At 44.0% G+C, this 26,522-nt stretch carries 21 protein-coding genes and 1 rRNA gene; 11 read left to right on the plus strand and 11 right to left on the minus strand.

Annotated features, from left to right (window positions below; translation table 11 throughout):
• Positions 1-48: 48 nt before the first annotated feature.
• Positions 49-1,582 (minus strand): 16S ribosomal RNA (locus BK026_RS07555).
• A 428-nt stretch (positions 1,583-2,010) separates the two neighbouring features.
• A complete protein-coding gene (pssA, locus tag BK026_RS07560; RefSeq protein ID WP_071817546.1) occupies positions 2,011-2,814 on the minus strand; it encodes a CDP-diacylglycerol--serine O-phosphatidyltransferase in 804 nt (267 codons plus the stop codon).
• 537 nt (positions 2,815-3,351) lie between these two features.
• Here pssA and xdp1 point away from each other — a divergent pair.
• Both xdp1 and prsT read left to right on the plus strand, forming a co-directional pair.
• Positions 3,352-4,245: an exosortase-dependent surface protein XDP1 gene (gene xdp1, locus BK026_RS07565; RefSeq protein ID WP_177247892.1), complete on the plus strand. Its 894-nt coding sequence runs from the start codon at positions 3,352-3,354 to the stop codon at positions 4,243-4,245.
• A gap of 108 nt (positions 4,246-4,353) precedes the next feature.
• On the plus strand, positions 4,354-7,179 hold the full coding sequence (gene prsT / locus BK026_RS07570; RefSeq protein ID WP_071815302.1) for an XrtA/PEP-CTERM system TPR-repeat protein PrsT: 2,826 nt from the start codon (positions 4,354-4,356) through the stop codon (positions 7,177-7,179).
• Between the two features lie 21 nt (positions 7,180-7,200).
• Here prsT and dld read toward each other — a convergent pair whose 3' ends face one another.
• From dld to rluD, 4 genes are all read right to left on the minus strand, one after another.
• Positions 7,201-8,904, minus strand: a complete 1,704-nt coding sequence (gene dld / locus BK026_RS07575) for a D-lactate dehydrogenase (protein WP_071815303.1) — start codon at positions 8,902-8,904, stop codon at positions 7,201-7,203.
• A 125-nt stretch (positions 8,905-9,029) separates the two neighbouring features.
• A complete protein-coding gene (gene clpB / locus BK026_RS07580) occupies positions 9,030-11,606 on the minus strand; it encodes an ATP-dependent chaperone ClpB (RefSeq protein ID WP_071815304.1) in 2,577 nt (858 codons plus the stop codon).
• 166 nt (positions 11,607-11,772) lie between these two features.
• A complete protein-coding gene (gene pgeF, locus BK026_RS07585) occupies positions 11,773-12,510 on the minus strand; it encodes a peptidoglycan editing factor PgeF (protein ID WP_071815305.1) in 738 nt (245 codons plus the stop codon).
• A gap of 3 nt (positions 12,511-12,513) precedes the next feature.
• Positions 12,514-13,497, minus strand: a complete 984-nt coding sequence (rluD, locus tag BK026_RS07590) for a 23S rRNA pseudouridine(1911/1915/1917) synthase RluD (RefSeq protein WP_071815306.1) — start codon at positions 13,495-13,497, stop codon at positions 12,514-12,516.
• 188 nt (positions 13,498-13,685) lie between these two features.
• Here rluD and BK026_RS07595 point away from each other — a divergent pair, with 188 nt between their 5' ends.
• Complete coding sequence (locus BK026_RS07595; protein ID WP_071815307.1) at positions 13,686-14,450, plus strand: outer membrane protein assembly factor BamD; 765 nt, start codon at positions 13,686-13,688, stop codon at positions 14,448-14,450.
• 53 nt (positions 14,451-14,503) lie between these two features.
• Here the strand turns inward: BK026_RS07595 and BK026_RS07600 are convergent, their stop codons facing one another.
• The 3 genes from BK026_RS07600 to BK026_RS07610 form a co-directional block, all read right to left on the minus strand.
• On the minus strand, positions 14,504-15,208 hold the full coding sequence (locus BK026_RS07600) for a ChrR family anti-sigma-E factor (protein WP_071815308.1): 705 nt from the start codon (positions 15,206-15,208) through the stop codon (positions 14,504-14,506).
• Positions 15,201-15,812 carry a sigma-70 family RNA polymerase sigma factor gene (locus tag BK026_RS07605; protein WP_071815309.1) on the minus strand — a complete coding sequence of 204 codons (612 nt, stop codon included), beginning with the start codon at positions 15,810-15,812 and terminating at the stop codon, positions 15,201-15,203. The genes BK026_RS07600 and BK026_RS07605 overlap by 8 nt, the downstream gene beginning before the upstream one ends.
• 111 nt (positions 15,813-15,923) lie before the next feature.
• Positions 15,924-16,499: an LON peptidase substrate-binding domain-containing protein gene (locus BK026_RS07610; protein WP_071815310.1), complete on the minus strand. Its 576-nt coding sequence runs from the start codon at positions 16,497-16,499 to the stop codon at positions 15,924-15,926.
• Positions 16,500-16,769: 270 nt separating this feature from the next.
• Here BK026_RS07610 and BK026_RS07615 point away from each other — a divergent pair, with 270 nt between their 5' ends.
• From BK026_RS07615 to BK026_RS07635, 5 genes are read left to right on the plus strand one after another with little or no spacing between them, the layout of a single operon-like run.
• Positions 16,770-17,201 carry a nuclear transport factor 2 family protein gene (locus tag BK026_RS07615; protein ID WP_071815311.1) on the plus strand — a complete coding sequence of 144 codons (432 nt, stop codon included), beginning with the start codon at positions 16,770-16,772 and terminating at the stop codon, positions 17,199-17,201.
• Positions 17,198-17,917: an SDR family NAD(P)-dependent oxidoreductase gene (locus BK026_RS07620; RefSeq protein ID WP_071815312.1), complete on the plus strand. Its 720-nt coding sequence runs from the start codon at positions 17,198-17,200 to the stop codon at positions 17,915-17,917. The genes BK026_RS07615 and BK026_RS07620 overlap by 4 nt, the downstream gene beginning before the upstream one ends.
• 11 nt (positions 17,918-17,928) lie before the next feature.
• Positions 17,929-19,194, plus strand: a complete 1,266-nt coding sequence (locus BK026_RS07625) for an NAD(P)/FAD-dependent oxidoreductase (protein WP_071815313.1) — start codon at positions 17,929-17,931, stop codon at positions 19,192-19,194.
• On the plus strand, positions 19,191-19,934 hold the full coding sequence (locus BK026_RS07630) for a DUF1365 domain-containing protein (protein WP_071815314.1): 744 nt from the start codon (positions 19,191-19,193) through the stop codon (positions 19,932-19,934). The genes BK026_RS07625 and BK026_RS07630 overlap by 4 nt, the downstream gene beginning before the upstream one ends.
• A 2-nt stretch (positions 19,935-19,936) precedes the next feature.
• Positions 19,937-21,193 (plus strand): cyclopropane-fatty-acyl-phospholipid synthase family protein, encoded by a 1,257-nt coding sequence (locus tag BK026_RS07635; protein WP_071815315.1) that lies wholly within the window; start codon positions 19,937-19,939, stop codon positions 21,191-21,193.
• A gap of 67 nt (positions 21,194-21,260) precedes the next feature.
• Here BK026_RS07635 and BK026_RS07640 read toward each other — a convergent pair whose 3' ends face one another.
• Positions 21,261-22,190, minus strand: a complete 930-nt coding sequence (locus BK026_RS07640) for a flagellar motor protein MotB (RefSeq protein ID WP_071815316.1) — start codon at positions 22,188-22,190, stop codon at positions 21,261-21,263.
• Entirely contained in the window at positions 22,190-22,951 is a 762-nt protein-coding gene (gene pomA, locus BK026_RS07645; RefSeq protein WP_071815317.1) for a flagellar motor protein PomA, read from the minus strand. The genes BK026_RS07640 and pomA overlap by 1 nt, the downstream gene beginning before the upstream one ends.
• A gap of 396 nt (positions 22,952-23,347) precedes the next feature.
• Here pomA and xseB point away from each other — a divergent pair, with 396 nt between their 5' ends.
• Genes xseB through dxs form a run of 3 tightly spaced genes read left to right on the plus strand, consistent with a single transcriptional unit; the run spans position 23,348 to position 26,423 of the window.
• The gene (xseB, locus tag BK026_RS07650) at positions 23,348-23,590 is read left to right on the plus strand and encodes an exodeoxyribonuclease VII small subunit (RefSeq protein WP_071815318.1); all 243 of its coding nucleotides are present in this window, start codon (positions 23,348-23,350) and stop codon (positions 23,588-23,590) included.
• 29 nt (positions 23,591-23,619) lie between these two features.
• Complete coding sequence (locus BK026_RS07655) at positions 23,620-24,510, plus strand: farnesyl diphosphate synthase (RefSeq protein ID WP_071815319.1); 891 nt, start codon at positions 23,620-23,622, stop codon at positions 24,508-24,510.
• Positions 24,511-24,542: 32 nt separating this feature from the next.
• Positions 24,543-26,423 carry a 1-deoxy-D-xylulose-5-phosphate synthase gene (gene dxs, locus BK026_RS07660; RefSeq protein WP_071815320.1) on the plus strand — a complete coding sequence of 627 codons (1,881 nt, stop codon included), beginning with the start codon at positions 24,543-24,545 and terminating at the stop codon, positions 26,421-26,423.
• Positions 26,424-26,522: the final 99 nt, after the last annotated feature.

The raw sequence follows: 26,522 nt of genomic DNA on the forward strand, positions 1-26,522 counted from the left end.
AAGACTATCTGTGTAGGCACTGCATCAAGGCGTCTTTCGACGTAATGGTAAGGAGGTGATCCAACCCCAGGTTCCCCTAGGGTTACCTTGTTACGACTTCACCCCAGTCATGAAACACAAAGTGGTAATCGTCCTCCCGAAGGTTAGACTAACTACTTCTTTTGCATCCCACTCCCATGGTGTGACGGGCGGTGTGTACAAGGCCCGGGAACGTATTCACCGCAGTATTCTGACCTGCGATTACTAGCGATTCCGACTTCATGGAGTCGAGTTGCAGACTCCAATCCGGACTACGACATTCTTTAAGGGGTCCGCTCCACATCACTGTCTCGCTTCCCTCTGTAAATGCCATTGTAGCACGTGTGTAGCCCTACACGTAAGGGCCATGATGACTTGACGTCGTCCCCACCTTCCTCCGGTTTGTCACCGGCAGTCTCCTTAGAGTGCCCAACTTAAGGCTGGCAACTAAGGACAAGGGTTGCGCTCGTTGCGGGACTTAACCCAACATCTCACGACACGAGCTGACGACAGCCATGCAGCACCTGTGTCAGAGTTCCCGAAGGCACCAATCCATCTCTGGAAAGTTCTCTGCATGTCAAGTGTAGGTAAGGTTCTTCGCGTTGCATCGAATTAAACCACATGCTCCACCGCTTGTGCGGGCCCCCGTCAATTCATTTGAGTTTTAACCTTGCGGCCGTACTCCCCAGGCGGTCTACTTATCGCGTTAGCTTCGCTACGCACAGCCTTAAAGGCACACACAGCTAGTAGACAGCGTTTACGGTGTGGACTACCAGGGTATCTAATCCTGTTCGCTACCCACACTTTCGCACATGAGCGTCAGTCTTTGGCCAGGGAGTCGCCTTCGCCACTGATGTTCCTCCAGATATCTACGCATTTCACCGCTACACCTGGAATTCCACTCCCCTCTCCAAGACTCTAGTCTGCCAGTTCTAAATGACCATCCCAGGTTGAGCCCGGGGCTTTCACATCTAGCTTAACAAACCGCCTGCGTGCGCTTTACGCCCAGTAATTCCGATTAACGCTCGCACCCTCCGTATTACCGCGGCTGCTGGCACGGAGTTAGCCGGTGCTTCTTCTGTTGTTAACGTCACGGCTAGCAGGTATTAACTACTAACTTTTCCTCACAACTGAAAGTGCTTTACAACCCGAAGGCCTTCTTCACACACGCGGCATGGCTGCATCAGGGTTTCCCCCATTGTGCAATATTCCCCACTGCTGCCTCCCGTAGGAGTCTGGGCCGTGTCTCAGTCCCAGTGTGGCTGATCTTCCTCTCAGAACAGCTAGAGATCGTCGCCTTGGTAAGCCGTTACCTTACCAACTAGCTAATCTCACTTGGGCCTCTCTTTGCGCCGGAGCCGAAGCCCCGTTTGGTCCGTAGACATTATGCGGTATTAGCAGTCGTTTCCAACTGTTATCCCCCTCGCAAAGGCAAGTTCCCAAGCATTACTCACCCGTCCGCCACTCGTCATCTTCTAGCAAGCTAGAAATGTTACCGTTCGACTTGCATGTGTTAGGCCTGCCGCCAGCGTTCAATCTGAGCCATGATCAAACTCTTCAATTAAATATATCGAAATATGAATCGTCGTTGTGACACTCTTAACGAGTGCCCACACAGATTGTCTTGTCTAAATTTTTAAAGAACGTTACTAGCTTTTTGCTAGCTGCCTCTCCCGAAGCGGATGCGTATCTTACAGCGCATCTTTTTTTTGTCAATAACTTTTGTTTATTTATTTTTAAACTTGGTTTTTGACACCCTCATCAGTTGTTAGCGTTTTGCTGTTCCCTGTTGAGGAGGCGCGCATTTTACGCATTCCTGAAACATCGTCAACACCCTTTTTAGGATAAATATAAAAAAAGCGACCGTTCGGTCGCTTTTTAAACTATATGCTCATTTAGCATGCAATTTGGTTAATATACCCTTCTTCATCTTACTCAAAAGGGACAATTTGTTTCTTTATTGCGCCTAAACATACACGGGTTTCGGTGTAATTAATCCTGTGCCTTATCCGCGCCTTCATTATGCTTTTTATTTTCAGCATTAAAGTCTGCGTCTTCCTCGTGATCGCCCACTACATCATCTAGTGTCACCTTATCAACCGTACGAAACGTATTGATTGGTCCAGCTAATGCATATAACGCAAACACAAGGAACAATACTAAAGCGGGCTCTGTCGCAACAACAACAAATATAAGCAGGACTAAAAGAAGACCTACAAAAGGAACCTTTCCGTGCCAGTTCACTTCTTTAAACGAATTGTATTTAAAATTGCTCACCATAAGTAATCCCGCTAGGCCAGTTACTGCAGCAACAATCAAACCGTAGTCTGTACCTACAGCATCATATTCCACGCCTACCCAAACTAGCCCAGAAACAACCGCTGCTGCAGCTGGACTGGCAAGCCCTTGAAAGAAACGTTTATCAGCAATTCCCACCTGCGTATTGAAGCGAGCTAGGCGAAGTGCTGCACCTGCAACATATACGAAAGCTGCTAACCATCCCAATTTGCCCAGTCCTGTTAATCCCCAATTATAAGCAACAAGCGCCGGTGCCATGCCAAATGACACCATATCGGCCATAGAGTCATACTCAGCACCAAAGTCACTTTGCGTATTCGTCATTCTTGCAACACGCCCATCTAAGCCATCAAAAATCATCGCTACAAAAATTGCCACTGCCGCAGCTTCGAACCTGCCGTTCATTGACGAAACCACAGCAAAGAAACCAGAAAACAACCCTGCTGTTGTTAATAAATTGGGAAGTAAGTATATCCCTTTACGTTTTTGATCAGACATATGTCCTCGTACTTCTTTATCTTTGACTTTATGAATTATTTCACAGTTATGCGACAACGCATAGCGAAGTAGGCCGCGCTTTTGTTTTTTATTTTCTATTTTCACAAGCAAACCGCAGACCAGATTTCAATTTCTTTACTACAAATGCAAATACCGCCACATAAACGAATGTGGAAAATCTCAACATAAGAATCAATTAGATTTTTATCGTTATCTTGCACAATATAGCGCGCATCAGTTTTCGAACAATTAATCAATAAAAAGTGGTATTGACTCATCCAAAACGTATAATGGGCGTTTTATTGGGTGTAACTTGCGCAAGCATTAGCTAACAGAGCTGTCTTTATCGGTTGACTATACTGGCGGCTAACTTTTATTAAAACGGTCTGTCAGAATTTTTTACTATTTAGCCATACTGACAAAAAAACCACAAAAAAATCAATGAATTAAAAACAGGCATGAAATATGCTTGACCACAATCAGCTTATTTTTAAGAAAAGTGAATTGCCACTTAGTTTTCGGTTGTACGGGTTTATTATGAAAAAAGTTCTTCTAACGTTAGGGGCATTAGCCCTTACGTCATTCTCAGCGCAAGCGTCAATTGACAGCCTAGTGAATGAATATAGTTACGACCTAATGTCGCAAAACGTTAGTGACGTTACCAGCGGTAATGCAATCAATATTAATGACGTAAATGTCTCAATTTCTTCGTTTTCTTACTCCGAATATCAAACCACTGAAGAATGGTCTGTGAAGTGTGGTTACAAAAACTGTTATTGGGATCGCGACTCAAAAAGCCTAACAGAGACAAATACGATAGATACTGCAGAAACAGCATTTGTTACCGACTGGGGCTACGCGGTTAAAAATGATGCTGAGGCAACCGGTGAGCATCAAACCATTGATAATTTCAAAGAAGTTACTATAAACTCTCGAAATGGAGGTTGGAATAAGACCGTTGACAAGTTCAGAACCTTTGAATATCTGTTGTTTTCTTTTGACGAAGGGGTGAACCTAACCGACATCGACTTTGGTTGGAACAACGGGGATGACCAACAGGTGTCGGTTGTTTCGTTAAATAACGCGAGTGCACTTACAAGCGATTCCTGGGACAAACTAGTGTCAAACGAAACCACGCTGAACGCTGTGTCTAATTCTTTTAACATTGTCGGCGGACAGTATGATGGCACCGTGCAGTTGACCGGTTTTGAAACCACTTATTCCAACTATTGGCTTGTTGGCGCTTATAATAAAGCGTTTGGCGATATAGGCGGTAAAGACTATAACGACGCATTTAAGATTTCCGGTGTTCAATTTAACACACTCAAAAGCATCAAAGAGCCACCACCTAAAGTAAGTGAACCAGGTATTCTATTTATCATGAGCATTGGTGCTGGTATAGCGCTATACAGACGCCGCCGCTCAGATTAATTATTTAATTACGCGGTAAAAACACGTATTGTATCAAGGTGGCGAGAGCCACCTTTTTTTGTGCAAATTATTTACTCATAGCCAGCAGATTCATTGTTGAAGGTGTATATGAAGTTATTATCAAATAATGCGTTTTCCAGCAGAGTGCTTAAGGTATTCTGTGGTCTATCGTTCTTTCTATTCCTTGTATTGTCATCTAGCGCTTTTGCTACCACATCTGAAGACTACGAGAAAGCGCTAAAAGCCTATAACGAAGGTACTTACGACGACGCCTACATCCATCTTAAGAATAGCTTACAGAAAGACCCCAACAACCTTGCAGCCAAAATTTTAATTGGCGAAATACTTCTGATTAACGGCTATTTAACGGATGCAGAGGCTGAATTTCAAGAGTCACTTGAAATGGGTGCAGATGTAAATTTAGTCGCCGAGCCGCTGGGAAACGTGTGGTTGTTTTTAAACAAGTACCAAGATGTGGTCAACTTTGACGGTGTGAACGAACTTTCTGGCGATGCGCTGCGAGACTGGTTGATGATCCGAGCCACTGCGTGCTCGCGATTAAATGATGAACAGTGCGCACTGAGTGATTACAATACGATTATTGCAAAAACACCCAATTTCGTACCAGCCATAAATGGCTTAGCGTCAATTGCCTTGAATAATTCAGAGTTGTCTAAAGCTGCTGACTTAGTGGAAAAGGCTATTGGCTTGGCGCCACAAAACGCAATTGCATGGCGACTAAAAGGTCAACTTGCTTACCGCATGGGAAATAAAGATGACGCTGTTACCTTTTTGCAAAAGTCGCTTACGTTTAAACGCGACGACCCAATTACGCTACGTAATTTAATAGACTTGTACTTAGAGTCAAAAGACTACGACACCGCGAAGCTGTTTGTAAATGAGATCATTCAAGACACACCCAATGATCCCCTTGCCATCTTACTTGATAGCTGGCTACAGAGCAGAGACAGCGAACAGCCAATTGATAATGAAAAGCTAACACAACTCAATGATTTTATATCGCAGCTAGACCCTGAACTAATTGCATCTCAACCAATGCTCCTGTACATCGCCGGATTAACCCGCTTTTTCAATAACAACATGGAAGCTGCAGCAAAAGACTTCAATGCCTACCTACAGAAAGAACCCGATGACTTACAAGCGGTGCTAATGTTAAGTCAAGTCTACATGGCAACTCAGCAAGACAAACAAGCACTCCTACTTCTGGAGCGTTATCAAGATGCGCTTATGGGCGAGCCTGACTCTGCACTTGTCCTAGGCGATCTGTTTATTCGTCAAAATAAGTCGTTTAAAGCTGAGCGACTGTTGCGAGAACTAGAATTACAGTATCCCAATGATGGCCGGCTTCAACTGTTTAAAATAAAACTCATGGCGGCCCGAGGAAAACAAGCCGAAGCACTGAACATGCTAGAGCAGAATTTAGAGAAATTTAAACATGATGTGGGCTTTCTCTTCACTTACGCACTCGTAAATCTCCAGTCTGAACAATACGACACGGCGTTAAAAGGTGTTAACTTGCTTTCTAACATGCTGCCCGATGATGCAGAAGTTTATAATTTAAAAGCTGGTATTTTGATACGCCAAGGTAAGTTTGAGCAGGCAAGAGACAATATTAAATTAGCTTTAGAAAAAAAACCTACCCTATTTTCAGCAAAATTTAACTTAGCAGCAACAGAAAGCCGCTTGGGCAACATTGAGGAATCTAACGAAATTGTTAGTGAACTCTTAAAAATATCACCTCAGCACACAACAACATTGATGCTGAAAGCATTTAATCTTACCCAATTAGGTCGCTTGGATTTAGCAAAGCAAATTTACCTTGATTTACTCACCCTCTCTCCTTCTAACATTGACGCCAGAAATCGACTCTCTCTTATTTATCAGCAACAGCAAGACTTTGAAAACGCAATTTATCACCTTGACCTTTTACTAAAAGATAATTTCGATAATAGCGATTACCTGATGCGAAAAGCATCGTTGCAACTCTCGTTAGGCAAAGTTGACGATGCAAAAAAGACGTTGAAAGTGGTGCGTAATTTAATCGATGATGATCCTTTGAAGCTACTCACTTATGCAAGTATTGCCAGCGCATTAAACGATAATGAGCAGATCCGAGAGGCCCTTACCCGCGCTTATGCACTAGACTCTAACAATACTGCCATTTTGCTTCGCCTAACCTCCTTCCTACTCGACGAGAAAGAAAATTCACGAGCACAGCAGTTGCTCACACAAATGTCCTCGTCGCTAAAAGAAACCCCTCAATATTTCTATCTACTAGGGCGTTTAGAGGCGAATAAAGGCAACGACGACAAAGCAATTAACGCGTTTGAAAACGCACTAAAAATTGCTCCTAGCCATGATCAGGCACTCATTGCTATCTATAACTACGCACTACGAGAGCGTTATATCGACACCTTCTTAACATCAGCAAGGGGTGTTATAGAAAAAACAGAAGAAGGCATATTAGCAAAGCATCTTTTGGCACAATTTCTGTTTTTTACACAAGAGTATGATGAGTCGATCTCCCTTTATCTAGAATTAGTTGAGAGTCCAGCAACTTTAAACCCCTCTGAGGCCTATAACCGACTTGCAATGATGCATATAGAGCGCTCGCTCGATACTGCTGAACAGTACGCAAGTGAAGCGTACAAGCTTCGACCAAATTCAGCGAAAGTTCTAGACACATTTGGCTATATTAAAGCGCTCAAAGGTGATTTAGAAGGCAGCCTAAAAATGCTGAGAGACGCATTTGCAAGAGATGCAAGCGACCCCAACATTCGTTACCATCTAGGATTTACGCTAGCAAAATTAAATAGAACAGCAGAAGCGAAAAAAGAACTCACGTTTGCGGTAAACACAGAGCGACCTTTTTTTAAAAGACCCCAAGCCAGAGCATTACTAGAAAGCTTGTAAATGGGCATGACTAAACAAGCACTAAGTACAGCATGAACAATTGCGTTTGTGCTTCTCCATCTTACCAATACCTGGGTTAAAGGTATTGGTAGGATCGAGCGATATGTAAAATTGCTGCAAAGCGCTCTCAGCTTCATATAAATGACCAACATTATGCTCAGCAGGATACTTTGCACCTCGACTATCTAAGAGCGCTAACATGTCCGCTTTTACTTTTTTTGCGTCACAGCCCTTTTTTAGTATGTAATCTTGATGGAAAACATGGCAAAAGAAATGTCCGTAATAAAGCGGCTTTTCAACATGTTTAGCAATATGCTCAGGCAACTCTTCTACCCAAAAAGCGTCGTTACGGCGTAAAGCAATATCTAAAGCAAGAATCTCCCCTACTTTTTTGTGATGCATCATTTGATAGCGTACCGCTGCGCCTGCTGCGGCGAACCGCAATAAAAAGGCTTTAGATGCTTCTTCGTCATTGCAGATAATATAGTCACCATCTAGCCTCTCTTCGTTAAAAAGCTTAGCTAAAAGTGTTTTTGCCTCGTCAATCCCGCCATCGCTCATTTTAAGGATTAGATGATGCTCGTACTTGTCGCGGAAGGTTCTTATGCTCGAGGGTATTTGGTCGGAAAAGCACTTACTACCGAACTGCATCACTCTATCGCTTAGGTAAGGAGGAAGCAGAGGCAGTTTGCTAAGTACAGCATCTACTCGCCCTTTAAGTGCAAACATTTTAGGTAGTGAATCCGTACCTAAACGCTCAATACTTAATATCGTATCCTTTCCGTAGACATCAGCAATATCAAACACCTCTCTGTGCAGGTATTCGCCAACTTCAGGGACATGTTCAAACGTTGACAATGCGTCTCTGCGGATACGGGTAAGCACATCTGCATCATTCGTACCTATATAAAACGTTTGTTCTTTCTTAGGTACTTCATATGTATCTAAGCGTACCGCAAACACGGCAATTTTACCGGCACAACCACTGGCTTCATAAAGCCTTGATGGATCGGCATTGAAGCGGCTCGGCGTATCAGCATCTACATCGCGAACTATCTGTTCATAGTCAGTAGCTGACGCTTTCTTACTGGTTTCAGGTAAAGATTTTGAAAAGTTGCCAGAAGAAAGGTTTCCGATAATTTCCTCTGGCGTGTCGCCTAGGTCTATCCCTAGATGATTAACAAGCTGTAGCTCTCCTTTTTCATCCACCTGAGCGAAGAGCGATAGTTCAGTATAGGCAGGCCCCCTTTTGACAAGTGCCCCACCCGAGTTATTTGCAACACCACCAACAATAGACGCACCCAGACACGACGACCCAATTACAGAATGAGGCGCACGCCCGAGTGGCTTTAGCACCTTTTCAAGTTTGAACAGTGTTGCTCCGGGAAAACTCAGTACTTGCGCTGCGTCGTTAACCAGAACAATATCGTCCATTGCTAGCGTATTAATTACCACCACAGGTCTATCGTAGTCGCTACCGCTTGGCGTAGAACCTTCAGTCAAACCAGTTTTTGCAGCCTGCATGATGATAATACAGTTGTATTCCACACAGACCTTAAGTGCTTCCCAATATTGCAAGAGCGTGGTTGGAAACAGCACTGCCAGGGCCTCACCTTCGCCCGACCGCCACCCTTTTCGGTAGTGCTCTGTTTGACGTCTACCAACGGCAAGGTTACTTTCCCCGACTACGCGTTTAAAAGCGTTAATAATTGGGGCTGTTTGCATGCACTACTCCTGTCACTGACGCTAAAAATTTCTTTTGCAAGTAAACTAAAGGAAAAGTCGATGATAAAGCAACAAAAAAGGCACTGTTGCCAGTGCCCTTTATATTGATAACGTTCTCTTTGCGATTAACTACTTACCACGAACAAGCCACTATCATCAGCATCAATTCTGATGGTGGATTCAGGTATCAGTTCGCCAGCAAGCAATTGGTGCGCGAGTGGATTTTCCACCTGCACTTGTATTGCTCGCTTAAGTGGACGGGCGCCAAAAACTGGGTCGAAACCCGCGTCCGCCAATTTATCCATTGCAGCGGCAGACAGAGTAAGTTTATATCCTTTTTCAGCAAGCCTTGCACGAAGCGAGGCAAGCTGAATTTTGGCAATCGATTTGATTTGCTCTTTCCCTAACGGATGGAATACCACAATATCATCTACGCGGTTGATGAATTCAGGTCTGAAATGCTGCCCGACTACGTTCATTACAGACGCTTTCATATCGTCATACTTACTTTCGTTGTGCTTATCCTGAATGATGTCTGAGCCTAAGTTCGACGTCATGATCACAACCGTATTTTTAAAATCTACCGTGCGCCCTTGACCATCAGTCAAACGACCGTCATCCAACACCTGAAGCAAAATGTTGAATACGTCTGGATGAGCCTTCTCAACTTCGTCTAGCAAAATTACGGAATAAGGCTTGCGGCGAACTGCCTCTGTTAGGTAGCCGCCTTCCTCATAGCCAACGTAACCAGGAGGCGCGCCCACTAAGCGCGCTACCGAATGTTTCTCCATAAACTCAGACATATCAATACGCACCATGGCATCTTCAGTATCGAACATAAAGCCTGCCAGCGCTTTACACAGCTCTGTTTTACCTACGCCCGTCGGCCCTAAGAACAAGAATGAGCCAATAGGTCGGTTTGGATCGGCAAGCCCAGCACGTGAACGGCGAATGGCATTTGATACAGCCTGAACCGCCTCTTCTTGACCCACAACTCGTTTGTGAAGAACATCCTCCATGCGTAAAAGCTTCTCTCGCTCGCCCTCAAGCATTCGCGCTACAGGAATACCCGTCCATCGAGAGAGCACATCCGCAATTTCAATGTCTGTAACTTTGTTTTTCAGTAACGTTGTCTCGCGGGTTTCGTTTTCAGCCGCCTGCTCCAACTTTGCTTCAAGTTCAGGAATACGGCCGTACTGAAGTTCCGACATACGGTTTAAATCAGATGCTCGCCGGGCAATTTCCAAATCAAGTTTAGCCTGTTCAAGCTCTCCTTTAATGGTTTGTGTTCCCTGCATGGCGTCTTTTTCATCCAACCATACTTTTTCTAGCTCTGAATACTTGGTTTCTGCTTGCTCGCGCTCTAGCTCGATCATCTCAAGGCGCTTATGGCTAGCATCGTCAGTTTCTTTAGCAAGCGCCTGCTCTTCCAACTTAAGCTGGATGATACGGCGCTCCAAACGGTCCATGTCTTCGGGCTTAGAGTCTATTTGCAAACGAATACTAGACGCTGCCTCATCAATAAGGTCAATGGCTTTATCCGGCAACTGACGATCACTAATATAACGATGTGACAAGCTAGCCGCAGCGACAATAGCGGGGTCGGTAATGTCTACCGAATGGTGAAGCTCATAGCGCTCTTTTAAGCCTCGAAGAATGGCTATGGTATCTTCCACGCTAGGCTCTTCAACCAGAACTTTTTGGAAACGACGCTCAAGCGCTGCATCTTTTTCGATGTATTGGCGATATTCGTCTAATGTGGTTGCTCCAACGCAATGCAGTTCGCCACGGGCTAATGCAGGTTTTAGCATGTTCCCAGCATCCATAGCACCATCACCTTTGCCGGCACCTACCATGGTGTGTAGTTCGTCAACGAATAAGATGACGCGCCCTTCTTCTTTTGCCAATTCGTTTAGTACTGCTTTTAAACGTTCTTCAAATTCACCACGGTATTTGGCACCCGCCACTAATGCTCCCATATCTAGGGCAAGAACGCGCTTATTTTTTAAGCCTTCAGGTACTTCGCCATTAATGATGCGCTGTGCTAAACCTTCCACGATGGCGGTTTTACCCACCCCGGGCTCGCCAATAAGTACAGGGTTGTTTTTGGTTCTGCGCTGTAGCACTTGAACGGTGCGACGAATTTCGTCATCTCGTCCTATCACAGGGTCAAGCTTGCCTTGTTCTGCTCGTTCAGTAAGATCAGTGGTGTATTTCTCAAGGGCTTGACGAACATCTTCCGCATTTGGATCCGTCACTTTTTGCCCGCCGCGCATGTCGTCAATGGCCGCCTCAATTACGTCTTTAGAAACATTCAAGCTTTTTAATATCTCACCTAACCGCCCTTTGTCTTGCAACGCAGCTAATACGAATATTTCAGACGTGATGTACTCATCTTTACGTTGCTGTGCAATTTTGTCGCACAAATTGAGTAGTATTCCGCTATCTTTGCTTAGCTGGACGTCTCCACCAATACCCTCTATACGCGGTAACTTTTCGATAGCTTGGCTTAGGGCTGAACGTAATGCATTTACATTGATGTTTGCTTGGTCGAATAGAGGGCGAACTGAACCGCCTTGCTGATTAAGCATTGCAGTCATTAAATGGACAGGTTCAATATACTGATGGTCTCGCCCCAATGCGAGTGATTGAGCATCGGATATGGCAAGCTGAAATTTACTGGTAAATCTATCTAGTCTCATATTCTCAACCTATTAAGAAAGCATTTTGTGTATGCATTAGTTATGGGAGCGAGTAATTATCGATTCAAGTATGAACATGAAAAGTTAGACAAAAAGATAAGCTAACAGACACAAAGTTTGATCTGAAACAATAGTGCTCAAACGCGCGTGACGCAAATAACGGTTTTTATCCGTTGGTTGTTAACCCAATAACACTGACAATTCGGCCGGTGCTTCTTTTACGCTTGTGTGTTGCAAAGCGATGGGAATAGAACATTTCCTTTTGCGTGTAGGTGCACAAACCGCTTTGGTATATAGATTCAACCCCGTTTTGACGCAGTTGAGTCTCGGAGATTAGGGGCAAATCTAAAAGATATTTACCTGGCGCCGTGCTTTTTTTGATTGCATTGGGATATTGCGCAAATTGTTGCGCTAACGTCTCATCGACTTCGTAACAATCGACACTTATTGCTGGGCCAATCCACGCCATTAACTCTGACGTAGTGAGCTTTAAGGTATTAATAGTATTTGCAATAACGTTGGTATGTAACCCCTTCCAACCCGCATGTATTGCGGCGACCGCATCCCCCCTTTTGCTACACACCAAAATGGGTACGCAGTCTGCCGTCATAACAGCGCAAAAAAAATTAGGACTTGTAGAAATCGCGGCATCAGCGGTGGTATCGATACTAGGGAGCGACAACACCTTGTTGCTGTGCACTTGCTCTAACCATGTAATTTTTTCGTGATGAGGCAAAACGCTTCGATTGGCCCGAACAAGCAACAAGTCATCGCCGACATGCGCGCCCACATTTAAACCTTCAAAGTCACCTGAACTCACACCTCCTTTGCGCGTACTTGAATATGCAACGACATTAGCTGGACAATCCCATTGTGGTGTTACGAATTCAGGTGTTTTATTCATAAATTAAAGCATATCCTCGGGGTTTTCTTTGGTGTCTTGTTTGACTGCTTTTAGTAAATCTTGCATATCTTGAGGTAAAGGCGCTTTCCAAGTCATCCATTCTTCGGTTTCTGGATGGAATAATGAAAGCTGCGCTGCATGCAACGCCTGTCGCTGAAAACCTCGTAACGTTGCAATAAATGCGTCTGATGCACCTTTAGGTAATCTCGGACGTCCACCGTACACCTGATCGCCCAATAGCGGATGCTTAATATGTGCCATATGTACGCGTATTTGGTGTGTACGACCGGTCTCAAGTTTAAGGCGCAAATGCGTGTAAGCTCTAAATTTTTCTATAACGCGAAAATGGGTAACAGCAGGTTTGCCTGATTCTCGTACCGCCATGTGTGTGCGCTTGGTCGCATGCCTTCCAATAGGTGCATCGACAACCCCACCAGCAACCATAGTTCCCAATGCTACCGCCTCATATTCGCGACTCATTTCTCTGCGTTGTAATTGATCCACCAGATGGGTTTGTGCAGGGATCGTTTTTGCTACGACCATTAAGCCAGTAGTGTCTTTATCAAGTCGATGGACGATGCCCGCACGAGGTACCTTGTCGATATCTGGTACATGATTTAATAATGCATTCAATACCGTTCCGCTTGGATTACCCGCACCAGGGTGAACAACCAAGTCGGCTGGTTTATTAATAACAAGGATGTGGTCGTCTTCATACACAATGTCCAGCGCGATATCCTGAGCTTGACTGGAAACTTGTATATCCATCTCTGCGTTTACAGTAACAAGTTCGTCCATTTGCATTTTATGACGAGGTATCGTTATTACCTCACCATTGACTGATACATTTCCATCTTGGATCCAAGTTTTTAGCTTTGAACGCGAATATTCAGGGAACAAATCAGCTAAAACTTGATCTAAGCGTAGACCAAAGTGCGAGGCTTCTGTTGAAGCTTCTAATTGAATTGTGTTCGGCGACTGTGACATAACACCATTGTTAGTTTCTAAAAAAAGGTATTATAACAAGGTTTCACGCGGTACACTGCTTTGTTTACGCTTTTGTATGGTTTTTCTCACTGTTAGTGCGTTAGAATGCAGTCACAAAGTGTTGTTGTTTATTACGTGAGCTTTAACAGCGAAGTATTAACACTGTTTAGCAGGAAACAAGAATTATTATGAAATCATTTCGTTTACTAGCCCCCGTTTTACTCGGTGCTGTAGTGTCTGTTGCGGGCTGTAGTTCTTCAAATAACGAAGAAAAAGCCGTACTTGCAAACATGGGTGCGCAACAACTATACGACAGAGCCAAAGAAAGTATGGAAGTAGGTAACTTCAGTGCAGCGGCTCAAACATTGAGTGCGTTAGACTCAAGATATCCGTTTGGCCCTCTTTCTCACCAAGTTCAGCTTGACCTTATTTACAGCTATTACAAATCGGGAAAAATTGAAGAGACACTGGCTACCATTGATAGGTTTGTAAGGCTTAACCCCAACCATTCCGACGTTGATTACGCGTATTATATGCGCGGATTAACAAACATGGAGTCAGACAGTAACCTCTTTCAAGAACTACTAAATATCGACCGTACCGATCGTGACCCTTCAAAATCTCGCGAAGCATTTGAGGATTTCAGAAGACTTATTCAACAATATCCCGATAGCAAATATGCAGCAGATGCTAAGCAGCGAATGGTGCATATCAAGGACAGACTAGCGCGATACGAAATCGCTATTGCGCGCTTCTACATGCGAAGAGAAGCATATGTTGCCGCAGCAAACCGAGGACGCTATGTTATAGAGCATTTCCCTGACAGCACTCAAGTACAGCAGGCTTTGGAAATAATGGTCTCAAGTTACGAGCAGTTGGGTCTCGATGAACTTAAAGACAACGCGATGAAAACGCTTAAACTTAATTATCCAGAGAGCGAATTTATCAGCTAGTGTTTTCCGTACTTATATAAGCTAAAAACGCACGTTTACGTGCGTTTGTTGTTTTATCTGAAAAACAAGTGGCTAAACGGATTTAAGAGCCTTGCGAAACCTGATGTGAAATGAAGAGGTTGGTCAACAATACTGAATACAAGACACCCTTCGCTCGCGTCTGACTTTGGAGAATGCGTCTTGTCTCCATCCATATAGATAAAGTCACCCGTGTCATATTTCTCTAAGCCATCACTAAATTCACCATCTATAACAAGCGTGTATTCAGTGCCTCTGTGAGTGTGTTCCGGAACACTCCCTCCTCGGCCCATATAAATAAAATTAGCGACACCTTGATTTCCAAGTTCAACTGGCGCTTGCCAAAGCTTTCCAACTAGGCCAGTCCAGTTACCTGTTTTGTCTACATAACGACGAAGTGTTCTCGGAAGATTGAATGTGCGGCCGTCGAGCTCAATTGTACTCTTAACGCCGCTTGCGCGTTTAAGGTGAGGTAATTCACTTTCAGCCTCATCCAAAGGACGAGCAGAAGGCTGCTGAGTAATGCTAGAAAGCATGTCGTAAAACTCGCCCGATGCAAACGACGCATCGTCTACACCATCTAATATTGTTTCCGCCAGCACTTCAGTTTGTCTTTCAACAAATGAACGACATTGTTCGCACATGTCACAATGCGCAGAAACCATCAAAGAAACTGACGAATTCAACGAGCCTTCTACATAACTCTCTAGTAAATCAGTGCTGGGGTGGAACCTAATCATTGTCGTTTAGCATAACCTTCAATCGTTGTAACGCCAGACGCGTTCTAGACTTTACAGTGCCTAGCGGAATAAGAAGTTCGTCAGCGACTTCCTGTTGAGACTTCCCGTCAATGTAAATCGCTTCAATCACCGCTTTTTGCTTTACTGGAAGCGACTCAAATAAATAACCAATTTGCTCTAACGTGACTTGTTCGTCAAGAGGAGCCTCGTTTACATCGGCGGTTTGTTCGCACAGAACCGGCCACAAATCGTCCGAGCAAACATCTTCTTTTCTGTTTTGCAATTTACGGAGCATATCAAAGCGGATGTTACGTGCAATAGTAAAAATCCACGTTGAAGGCGAGCCCTTTTCAGCATTGAACAAGTGCGCTTTCTGCCAAACGTTTGACATTGTATCTTGCACAAGTTCCATAGCTAGCGCCTCGTTACCCATCTGCTTCAGCGCATAGGAGCGAAGACGAGGGGCAAAATAATTAAAGACATTAGCAAAAGACCGCTTGCATCGTTTATCAGCCACCGCTACTAAATAATCAGACATTTCGGTCGCACACTCTTTAGGCTTGATTGTGCTGTTACTTTGTTCCAAAGGAATTCCAACTAACATAATATTCGTCCGCTTTTCCGTTTTGGTTAGATTATTGTACGGTTTTACGACTTAAAACGGTTGGGATTTTTCCCCAATTTCAATTACGATTTTTTAACGTTGTGGCGAAAACTACACCACAAGCCCAGATAAATAATGCAGCAGAACAGTACAGTCTTTCTGTGAAAGAAAGTGTTGTTTCTGTGCTCCGTCAACGGGTAAAAGCTCAAGCCAGCGGTTTAAGACCCAGTTGGGACAATTAAACTTTGGTTCTTCGTACAAAGACGCTAGCTCATCGTAATTTCCAAATATCTCTTTAAGCCGCTCATCCATAGGCGCTAGTTGTTGAGGTTCAAGATTGCAATCCCATGGTTTTATCGCGTGACAAACACCGGTTCTCAATCCGTCTTGCTCAGTTTCAATATCACTGACCTCAACCAACTCTAACCCAGCAACCTTTATGCCAAGCAAACCATCGTCCAACAAATCAAAATCCACCACGTGAGCATATGTTCCAATAGGATAGATATGTTCGTTAGTCTCTTTGTCGCCTCTGGCGTTCAGCATACACATGACAAACCCTTTATTTTCGGCGCATGCCTCCTTGACCATACGCACATAGCGCGGCTCAAATATACGCAGCGCCATACGCCCCTCTGGCAATAAATGCGCTGATAAAGGAAATAACGGACTTCGATTTTTGTTCATAAACTCACTTCCAATAACACAGCATTATTTACGCAGGTGAGAATGTTTTGGATCGACTAAGAAATATTTTCACACTTCATAGCTAACAACATGATCTTCATCAATGTTTTGACAGTAATCTATAGTGTTGAATAGGTTTATTCAAAATGCGCAAAAAGTCGATCAACCGACAGTGCCACAATTTAAACGGAAGTGATTTGTTCAAAACGCAAACCGTGCTTTTAACGCTCACTCCTTAACGGTTTGCTGTTACTAACTTTAGGAGGGAAAATGAGCGTTATAGAGAATTTTTGTAAAATTTACACGGACATCTGTCAAATATCCCCAGCTGATTTGGAAAATATATACTCGAAAAGAATCACATTCGTAGACCCTATCACTACGCATGAGGGTATAGAACAGGTGAAAGCATATTTTAACAATCTGCTGACGCAGGCAGAAAGCTGTAAATTTCATATTCACAACACGCTCACGATCGCCGATCCCAACAGTCCTGTTTCGCATGTGGTCAATTGGAAAATGACGTTGGTACTAAAACGAAGTACCAAAGTTATTACACTAGACGGAACGACTCAGTTAAAAGTCGAAGATGAAAAAATTATTTATCACAAAGACTATTATGACTTGGGCGAAATGGTTTACGAACATATCCCTTTACTTGGCTCTATCATTAAAATGATAAAAAGGCGGTTAGCGAAATGAAAACATTACTTATTACAGGTGCAACATCAGGTATAGGTAAAGCGCTAGCTCTTCACGCTGCTGACAGCGGCTACGCCGTCATCGCCTGCGGAAGAAACAAAGAAGCTCTTGACGCAATTAGTTCACACCGCAACATCACGCCTTGTCAATTTGACGTAAGTAACCAAGACGAAACACACCAAGCATTAGAAAGCGCAAAATTCGATATCGCGGTTTTGAATGCAGGAACCTGTGAATACGTCGATTTAGACGCGTTCGAACCTGATATGTTTCGACGTGTGTTTGAGCCGAATTTTTTTGGTGTGGTTAACTGCGTTAATGCGCTTCTACCCCAACTTCAGTCAGGCAACCAGCTTGTTATTGTGGACAGTATGGCGAGACTTCTACCTTTTACTCGCTCACAAGCCTACGGTGCGAGTAAAGCAGCACTTCATTATTTCACAAAATCGCTAGAGGTTGACATGCACCATAGAGGCGTTCACGTACAATCCGTTTCTCCGGGTTTCGTAGAAACTCCGCTTACTGACAAAAACGATTTTGAGATGCCCATGAAAATAACTGCTGAAGAAGCAGCAAAATCGATGCTGAGAGGAATAGAAAAGAACAGTCGAACTATATATTTCCCCAGAACGTTTGGCTGGATTTTAAGGCTAATGCATATTTTACCCGATGGCATTCAAAAGCGCCTATCATTAGGGTTGCGAAAACAACAATAAGAGTTAATACCATGAAAAATAAAATCGCCATAATAGGCACAGGTATTTCTGGACTAACGTGTGCTCACTTACTACACAAAAAAAACGACATCAGCATTTACGAAGCTAATGACTATATCGGTGGCCATACAGCGACCAAAGAAATAGTCGACAACGGCCAGCATCACAGGATCGATACAGGTTTTATCGTTTTTAACGACTGGACGTACCCAAACTTTATTAAACTCATCTCAAAGCTCGGCGTAGACTACCAGCCAACGGAGATGAGTTTTTCGGTGGTTAGCGAAAAAGCGAATTTAGAGTACAACGGTAACAACCTAAATAGTTTATTTGCGCAGCGACGTAACATCTTTCGTCCCAAATTCTGGCGCATCGTTAAAGATATTTTGTCTTTTAACAAAGCCTGCAAATTAATGGTTGCCGACAAACGCGATACATCATCCCTTACGTTACAGGACGTGATAGATGAGCTTGGTTTGAGCGATGATTTTGCACGTTATTATATTTTACCAATGTGCGCCGCAATCTGGTCCAGCAGCTTAGAGCAAACGCGCAAGTTTCCACTCACTTTTTTTCTGCAATTTTTTAATAACCACGGCTTACTCAATATCACAGACCGACCTCAGTGGTACACAATCAAAGGCGGATCAAGCGCGTATATTCCACCACTTATCGCTCCATTTGAAGATAGAATAAAGCTCAATACAGGCGTTATTTCAGTAATCAAAGTAGATGAACGTTGGCAAGTTACAGACGAACGCGGTGGCGTTACGCTGTTTGATCATGTCATTTTTGCATGCCATAGTGACCAAGCGTTATCTATGCTCCCTTCTGCGAACCTTTTACAAAAAGAAGTTCTAGGCAACATACCCTACGCTCAAAATGATGTTGTTATGCATAAGGACATTGCACAACTTCCAAAAAGAAAATTGGCTTGGGCAAGTTGGAACTACAGATTAAAAGAAGATGCGAGCGAAGAACAGCGACCTGCTTCAGTTACTTATAATATGAATATATTGCAGCGTTTAACTGCAGATAATACCTATTGCGTAACACTCAATAATTCTGAAGAGATAGAAAACGCAAAAATACTGGGTACTTATCAATATGCACATCCACAGTACAGCGCAGCAATGGTCAATGCACAATCGCGCCGAAAAGAAATCTGCGGTGTGGACAATCTTCATTTTTGCGGTGCTTATTGGTACAACGGCTTTCACGAAGACGGAGTGAAAAGTGCAATCGATGTCTGTGAACGATTTGGTGAACACTTGTGACAGAAAGTGCTATTTATCGCGGAAAAGTTTTTCATCAACGATTTAAACCCACGACACATAAATTCGACTATGACATCTATTTATTTTGGTTAAAGTTAGATGAGCATGAACTGGGTTATTTATCGGAGAACGTTGATAAATTTTCAGCGTTGCAGAAGGCCAGAGTGCAGTTCAAACGAACGGATTATCTAGGTGATAATGCCCTATCCCTTGCCGAGGCCGTCAAATTGAGGATGACACAACTAAACGGCGGCAAAATTCTTGACGGAGACGTATTTATGCTCGGTCAACTTCGCATGTGGGGGATATATTTCAGCCCGGTAAACTTTTATTACCTAAGAAACGCAAATGGTGTGTTTACGCATTTACTTGCCGAAGTGAGCAATACACCATGGAACGAAAGGCATCACTACCTCGTCGACCTTGCTACTCAGTCAGACACGCAAAAAGCTTTCCATGTTTCGCCTTTCAACCCAATGGATATGACTTACAAGTGGTCAATTTCGCAGCCCTCTGACCGGCTTTCGCTTGCTATGGATTGCGTTAGAGAAGATAAAGAATTCAGTGCAGGGATTAATTTACGTAAATTTCCGTTAGATAATGCGAATCTATCTGACGCACTTAAACGTATACCTAGTATGACAATAAAAACTGTGGCGGGAATATATTGGCATGCACTTAAATTGCTACTTAAACGAACGCCATTGTATACACACCCAGAAAAGAGTCAGGAAAAATAATAATGTCTTTCGGTGAATCTGTACTTCTTAACACCTCAGAGGTGTCTGTTGTTGATAAAACATGCAGAACTTTGTTTTTAAAGTGCTTGACGCAACTTCCTTTTGGCAATCTCACCATCAAGGAAAATGGCGATATAATCGCTCAGTTTGGAAACGAACGCGATGAGCTACGCGCAACGGTGAACATCAAGGATGTACACGCTTATCGTCGCCTGCTGCTTGGTGGTAGCGTCGGCGCAGGTGAAGCATACATGGACAACCTCTGGGATAGCGATGACGTAACCTCAGTTGTACGCGTTTTTGCGCGAAACCTCCCTACCTTGGACGAGTGGGAAGGAAAGTTTAAATGGCTATCAATGCCAATTAATAAACTGCAACATTTTGCACGCAGAAACACCAAGGACCAAGCCAAAAAAAACATAGAGGCACATTACGACTTAGGTAATAAGCTGTATACTCGCTTTCTAGACCCTACCATGATGTACTCATCAGCAATTTATCCAGATGCTAACGCGAGCCTTAATGAAGCCCAAAACCATAAGCTAAAATCTATATGCGATAAGCTTCAACTGGTAGAGAGCGACCACTTAATTGAAATTGGAACCGGATGGGGCGGCCTTGCTGTTTACGCTGCGAAACATTACGGCTGCAAAGTAACAACCACAACCATATCAGAAGAGCAACATGCCTGGGCAAAAGAGTGGATAGCAAAAGAGAACTTACAAGATAAAATTACGCTCTTGAAAAAGGACTATCGTCTTCTAGAAGGTAAATTCGACAAGCTCGTCTCTATAGAGATGATTGAAGCAGTTGGAAAACAGTTTTTAGGAAACTTCTTTGAAAAATGTGCATCGTTACTCAAAGAAAACGGTTTAATGCTGTTGCAGTCTATCACCATTGATGACAGACGTTACGACAGCTATTCAAACAGCGTAGACTTTATACAAAAATATATTTTCCCCGGTGGTTTCTTGCCGTCACAGTATCAGTTAAACGCACACCTAAAAAACCATACCAACATGATGATAAGAGACCTTCATGACATTGGAATTGATTACGCAAAAACCCTTAATCACTGGTATGAAGCTTTCATTTCAGCAAAAGACGAGCTTTTAAATGACGGCTATGATGAGCGTTTTATTAGAATGTGGACCTACTATCTAAAGTACTGTGAAGGTGGTTTTCTAGAACGGACAATAAGCACGGTTCAATTAGTTATCTCTAAGCCGCACTATTTAGACGATTTGTGTAAAAGGTAAAGAACGTACATTGCCATCAAAAAAAGCCTATTTACTAGGCTTTTTTTAATTTACTTGAACAGTCAAATCACTGGTCTACAACAGAAATTGGGTTCGAAATCATTGGTTTACCCTGGTTAATATTGATTTCCACTCTTCGATTCTTGGCTCGGTCTTGAGGCGAAGTTGCATTTTCAACAACAGGGCTTGTATCTGCTTTTCCTACTACAGACATTCGACTTTCATCAAAGCCAGGTGCTGTTCTCATCGCTTCAGCTACGGCAACTGCACGTTGTGCAGACAAGTCCCAATTTGAACGATAAAGTTCGTTAGCAATATGCTGACCGTCACTGTGCCCTGAAATTTCAATTTCTCCGGGTACGTCGGCGAGGATCCCGCCAATCTTCCTTAATACAGGCTGGAATTGCGGTTGTAAAAACGCAGAACCCGCGGAGAAAGAGCCATTCTCTCGAATACGAATGGTTAGCTGCTGTCCAAGTGATTCCATCTCGATAGAGCCGTCTAAAATTTGCTTCTGCAACTGCTGTGCGACCTTCTTCATAAGCTCTGCGGTTTGAGATTCATCAGAGCTTTGTTGAGCGGACGAAGACGAATCTGTTGCCGTTTGTTGCGCTTGCCCCCCTCGTTGTTCACCCCGTTGCTTTTGCCGCCCCCCGGCTGAATCTTCGTCACCGGCTTGAAACTCTAGCATTTGCTGCGTCATATCTATCGTTTGCTGCTGAATAGACTCAATTGGCGTGGGATCGGGTTTACCCGGACGAAACTCCATAGCAATAACGCTCGTACCTTTTGGAATGTCTTTAACTTCTATCTTATTTTGCACACCAAAGGCGAACTTCATCGAGCCTGCTATCTGTTTAAACTTAAGTACATCCATTTCGGAGAACGAAAGTAACAGCACGAAAAAACACATTAAAAGCGACATAAGATCCGCGAATGTTCCCATCCAAGCTGGAAGTCCTTCGGGGGGACACTTGGGGCATTCTTCTTCAGCCATTACTCTTCCTCTGCGCTTCCGCGTTTGCTAGCCGCAAGGTAATTTTTTAGTACACCCTCAATCACTCTCGGGTTCTGACCATCTGCAATACCTACTATTCCGTCTAGCACCAAGCTTTGATTGAGTTTTTCTTCGCCCGCTCGAACTGCAAGTTTAAAAGCAATAGGTAAACAAATAACGTTAGCGAAAAATGCACCATAAAGTGTTGTTAAAAGTGCAACAGCCATCGCCGGCCCAATGGCCTTTGGATCATCCATGTTAGAAAGCATTGCAACAAGACCAATCAGCGTACCTATCATTCCCATTGCTGGTGCAATGTCGCCCATTCCTTTAAAGAACGAGGCACCAAAATCATGACGCTCAGTGGTCATTGAAATATCTTTCGCGAGGGTTTCTCTAACAACTTCAATGTCATGGCCATCAACAAGCATGTCGACACCTTTTTGCATGAACTCATTAGAAATTTCTGCTTCCTCGAGTGCTAAAAACCCACCTTTACGCGCTGCATCCGCCATCTCAACTATTTTTTCAATCAGCTCTTCTGGAGATTCAATTTTAAACATGAACGCTTTGCCGGCGATTTTACCTGCGCCGAAAAATTGCCCCAACGTAAACTGAGAAAGAACAACGAATAACGTTCCTCCAAATACAATAAGTATTGATTGCACGTCGATGAACATGCTCAAGCTGCCGCCCAAAATCATAGCCATGACTATGAATCCAATGGCGCCCAACATACCTATGACGGTTGCTAAATCCACTCACTCTTCCCCATTATTGCGCAGTCGGTGCTGATAACTTACAAGTAGTCTATCGGCCAACGATAGAAATTCTAAAACGACATAATTGAAAAATATCACATTTATTTGGTTTTTATGAAGTGTGTCAATCACTACATCGCTTGGTTTGAATGCTTTATTCATTTTTGACCGTTCGTTTCTATGACCTTTCTACTCGTCACTTTTGGTCTTTTTTTAGTAATGTAGCCAATTTATTCGAATATAGCACAATTTCTCCTTATAAAGCCCTCCCACCTGAACGAAAAAAGCGCTATACCAATGCGATATGAGCGATATACGGACAAACCATTTGACCCTTGTGCGGCCCTCGGTTAATGTGCGCGATATGTAAATTTTGGCCACTGAATTGAGTGTTTTATGACGACAGAAAAAGTATCCGCGTCTTTTGAAGAAACGTTATCAGAACTGGAAGCAATCGTTAACGAAATGGAAAACGGCGATCTGCCGTTAAATAAAGCGCTCGAAAAATTTGAACGAGGTATAGCTCTTTCTCGTCAAGGGCAGCAGTCACTTGAAAACGCTGAACAAAAAGTGAAAATATTGCTCAGCGAACAAGGCGAAGAAACCCTTCACCCCCTTCCTGAAAGTGAACAGCCATAATTCGTTCATTTTAAACCTACAGGCGACCTATGAATTTTTCTGTTTTGCATCAGCAAGTCAAACAACAAACTGATGCATCTCTTCTTACATTAATTGACGAATTACCCAATTATGCGCCGCGACTGAAAGACGCGATGCGTCACGCCCTTCTTGCTGGCGGTAAACGTATGCGTCCTCTCTTGGTTCAGGTTGTGGGTAACACCTTAGACGTGCCAAAAAAAGACCAGATGGCTATTAGTATGGCTATTGAATGCGTGCATGCCTATTCTTTAGTACACGACGATTTACCAGCAATGGACGACGACGACTTGCGCCGCGGCATGCCAACTTGCCATATCGCCTTTGATGAGGCGACGGCTATTTTAGCTGGTGACGCCCTTCAAGCGCTTGCGTTCACCGTATTGGCTGATGCACCGCTCAGTACTTACGCTGAGACGAAGCGTGGCCAGTTGCTGTCTGTGTTGGCAAAAAGTGCTGGCTACGCAGGTATGTGCGGTGGTCAAGCTATTGATTTAGCCAGTACTGGAAAAACCATTTCACTAGAAGAACTTAAACAACTCCACAGACTTAAAACCGGGGCCTTGTTGAAAGCTTGTGTCGAAATGATTGCTATTGTAAGTGAAGGCTTGCTACCCCAAACTAAAACTGACTTGATGGCCTACGCCACAGATATTGGGCTGGCTTTTCAAGTTCAAGACGATATCTTAGACGTTGAGGGCAGTAGCGAACAATTAGGAAAACCCGCAGGGTCGGACGAAGCACTAGGGAAAAATACCTTTCCCGCTAAACTTGGTATAACAGGCGCTAAACAAGAATTAGAAATGCTTCACGATAATGCACTTCAAGCATTGGCACGTTTACCCTACAATACCGATAGTTTAATTGCGTTTAGCGAGCTTTTGGTAAAACGCGACCACTAGCCACGCGCCATGTTGAAAAAGATAATAAGTACATGAGTTTAGATCTCCAACATTACCCAACGCTTGCGCTTGCGCAAACGCCTGAAAAGTTGAGGCAACTGCCGCAAGAGAAATTGCGCGAGCTTGCCGATGAATTACGCGAGTACCTACTCAACAGCGTAAGTCAAACCAGCGGCCATTTTGCCTCTGGTTTAGGCACGGTGGAATTAACCGTGGCATTGCACTATGTCTACAATACACCTTTCGACCGCTTACTTTGGGACGTAGGTCATCAGGCCTATCCCCATAAAATTCTTACTGGCCGAGCAGAGCGCATGAGCACTATTCGCCAAAAGAATGGCCTACACCCTTTCCCGTGGCCACCCGAGAGTGACTATGACACCTTCGCCGTTGGCCACTCTTCTACATCAATAAGTGCCGCGCTAGGCATGGCCGTAGCGGCGGAAAAAGAGGGCAAGAACCGCAAGGTAGTGGCTGTGATTGGCGATGGCGCTATGACCGCAGGTATGGCCTTTGAAGCCCTTAATCACGCCGGCGATATCAAAAAAGATATGGTGGTCGTGCTTAACGACAACGAAATGTCTATTTCTGAAAACGTAGGCGCATTAAATAGCCACCTTGCTCGCTTACTTACAGGTAACTTTTTCAACTCTATACGCGACGGCGGCAAGAAACTGCTAAGCAATGTGCCGCCAATTAAAGAGTTTGCTAGCCGTGCAGAAGAGCACATAAAAGGCATGGTTGTTCCAGGTACCATATTTGAAGAATTAGGCTTTAACTACATTGGTCCTATTGATGGACACGACGTTAACGGAGTGGTTGATACCCTTCGCAACATGCGCAAATTTGACGGCCCGCAGTTGCTGCACGTAGTTACTAAGAAAGGTAAAGGCTATGCGGTAGCTGAAGAAGACCCAATCAAATTCCATGCGGTGCCTAAATTCAACCCGGCAGATAACGCTTTGCCCAAGTCTAAGCCTTCAGCCCCTACCTATTCAGCAATCTTTGGGAAATGGCTGTGTGATATGGCCGCGCAAGACCCTAAGCTGATGGCAGTGACGCCAGCCATGCGTGAAGGGTCAGGTATGGTTGAGTTTTCTCAACGCTTTCCTGAACAGTATTTCGATGTTGCTATTGCCGAGCAGCATGCAGTCACGTTTGGCGCAGGGCTTGCCAAAGACGGGATGAATGCGGTTGTTGCTATTTATTCGTCATTCCTGCAGCGTGCCTACGACCAGCTAATTCATGATGTGGCAATTCAAGACCTACCCGTCTTATTTGCCATTGACAGAGCCGGCATTGTTGGCGCAGACGGCCCTACTCACCAAGGGGCTTTTGATATCGCTTTTCTTCGCTGTATTCCAAATATGGTAGTTATGGCGCCTTCGGATGAAAATGAATGCCGCCAAATGCTCTACACGGGCCACAAGCTTAACAAGCCTGCTGCCGTTCGCTATCCTCGCGGTGGTGGCATGGGCATTACCCCCGATGAAGCCATGGTAGAGCTTGAGATTGGCAAATCTCGCACGGTTCGTAAATCGTCAAAAGATAAGTCAGAACGCATCGCCATTCTAAACTTTGGCTGCTTACTGCCTTATGCCCTTGAAGCTGCTGAGGCGATTGACGCTACCGTCATCGACATGCGTTTTATCAAGCCATTAGACGGCGATGCGGTCTTGAAGGCAGCCAGTGAACACAGCGCGCTTATCACCCTAGAAGACGGCTGTATTATGGGTGGCGCTGGCAGTGCAGTACTTGAGCATTTACAGCAAAATGGTGCTCTAAAAGCAGTGAAAATGTTGGGTCTGCCCGATAGCTTTATTCTACAGGGCACACAGCAAGAAATGTACAAAGAACACGGTTTGGATGCTGAAGGCATTATTGCAGCGGCTAGAAGTTTAAGCACCAACTAATTGAGCTTTAAAGCTACCACTAAGACATTAAAAAGCCCGCTATTTAGCGGGCTTTTTAATGTCTAGTTTGCTCACCGTCAACTTGCTTGACGTAAGTCT

The sequence above is a fragment of the Alteromonas sp. V450 genome, from assembly GCF_001885075.1.
Classification (GTDB): Bacteria; Pseudomonadota; Gammaproteobacteria; order Enterobacterales; family Alteromonadaceae; genus Alteromonas.

Bases quoted from the DNA above. Each gene is read 5' to 3' on its own strand.
- BK026_RS07635 (WP_071815315.1), top strand. From the start codon at position 19,937: ATGTCTTTCGGTGAATCTGTACTTCTTAACACCTCAGAGGTGTCTGTT.
- prsT (WP_071815302.1), top strand. From the start codon at position 4,354: ATGAAGTTATTATCAAATAATGCGTTTTCCAGCAGAGTGCTTAAGGTA.
- clpB (WP_071815304.1), bottom strand. From the start codon at position 11,606: ATGAGACTAGATAGATTTACCAGTAAATTTCAGCTTGCCATATCCGAT.
- pgeF (WP_071815305.1), bottom strand. From the start codon at position 12,510: ATGAATAAAACACCTGAATTCGTAACACCACAATGGGATTGTCCAGCT.
- BK026_RS07610 (WP_071815310.1), bottom strand. From the start codon at position 16,499: ATGAACAAAAATCGAAGTCCGTTATTTCCTTTATCAGCGCATTTATTG.
- xdp1 (WP_177247892.1), top strand. From the start codon at position 3,352: ATGAAAAAAGTTCTTCTAACGTTAGGGGCATTAGCCCTTACGTCATTC.
- rluD (WP_071815306.1), bottom strand. From the start codon at position 13,497: ATGTCACAGTCGCCGAACACAATTCAATTAGAAGCTTCAACAGAAGCC.
- BK026_RS07605 (WP_071815309.1), bottom strand. From the start codon at position 15,812: ATGTTAGTTGGAATTCCTTTGGAACAAAGTAACAGCACAATCAAGCCT.
- dld (WP_071815303.1), bottom strand. From the start codon at position 8,904: ATGCAAACAGCCCCAATTATTAACGCTTTTAAACGCGTAGTCGGGGAA.
- BK026_RS07620 (WP_071815312.1), top strand. From the start codon at position 17,198: ATGAAAACATTACTTATTACAGGTGCAACATCAGGTATAGGTAAAGCG.
- BK026_RS07625 (WP_071815313.1), top strand. From the start codon at position 17,929: ATGAAAAATAAAATCGCCATAATAGGCACAGGTATTTCTGGACTAACG.
- BK026_RS07655 (WP_071815319.1), top strand. From the start codon at position 23,620: ATGAATTTTTCTGTTTTGCATCAGCAAGTCAAACAACAAACTGATGCA.
- BK026_RS07615 (WP_071815311.1), top strand. From the start codon at position 16,770: ATGAGCGTTATAGAGAATTTTTGTAAAATTTACACGGACATCTGTCAA.
- dxs (WP_071815320.1), top strand. From the start codon at position 24,543: ATGAGTTTAGATCTCCAACATTACCCAACGCTTGCGCTTGCGCAAACG.
- pssA (WP_071817546.1), bottom strand. From the start codon at position 2,814: ATGTCTGATCAAAAACGTAAAGGGATATACTTACTTCCCAATTTATTA.
- BK026_RS07640 (WP_071815316.1), bottom strand. From the start codon at position 22,190: ATGGCTGAAGAAGAATGCCCCAAGTGTCCCCCCGAAGGACTTCCAGCT.
- BK026_RS07600 (WP_071815308.1), bottom strand. From the start codon at position 15,208: ATGATTAGGTTCCACCCCAGCACTGATTTACTAGAGAGTTATGTAGAA.
- BK026_RS07595 (WP_071815307.1), top strand. From the start codon at position 13,686: ATGAAATCATTTCGTTTACTAGCCCCCGTTTTACTCGGTGCTGTAGTG.
- xseB (WP_071815318.1), top strand. From the start codon at position 23,348: ATGACGACAGAAAAAGTATCCGCGTCTTTTGAAGAAACGTTATCAGAA.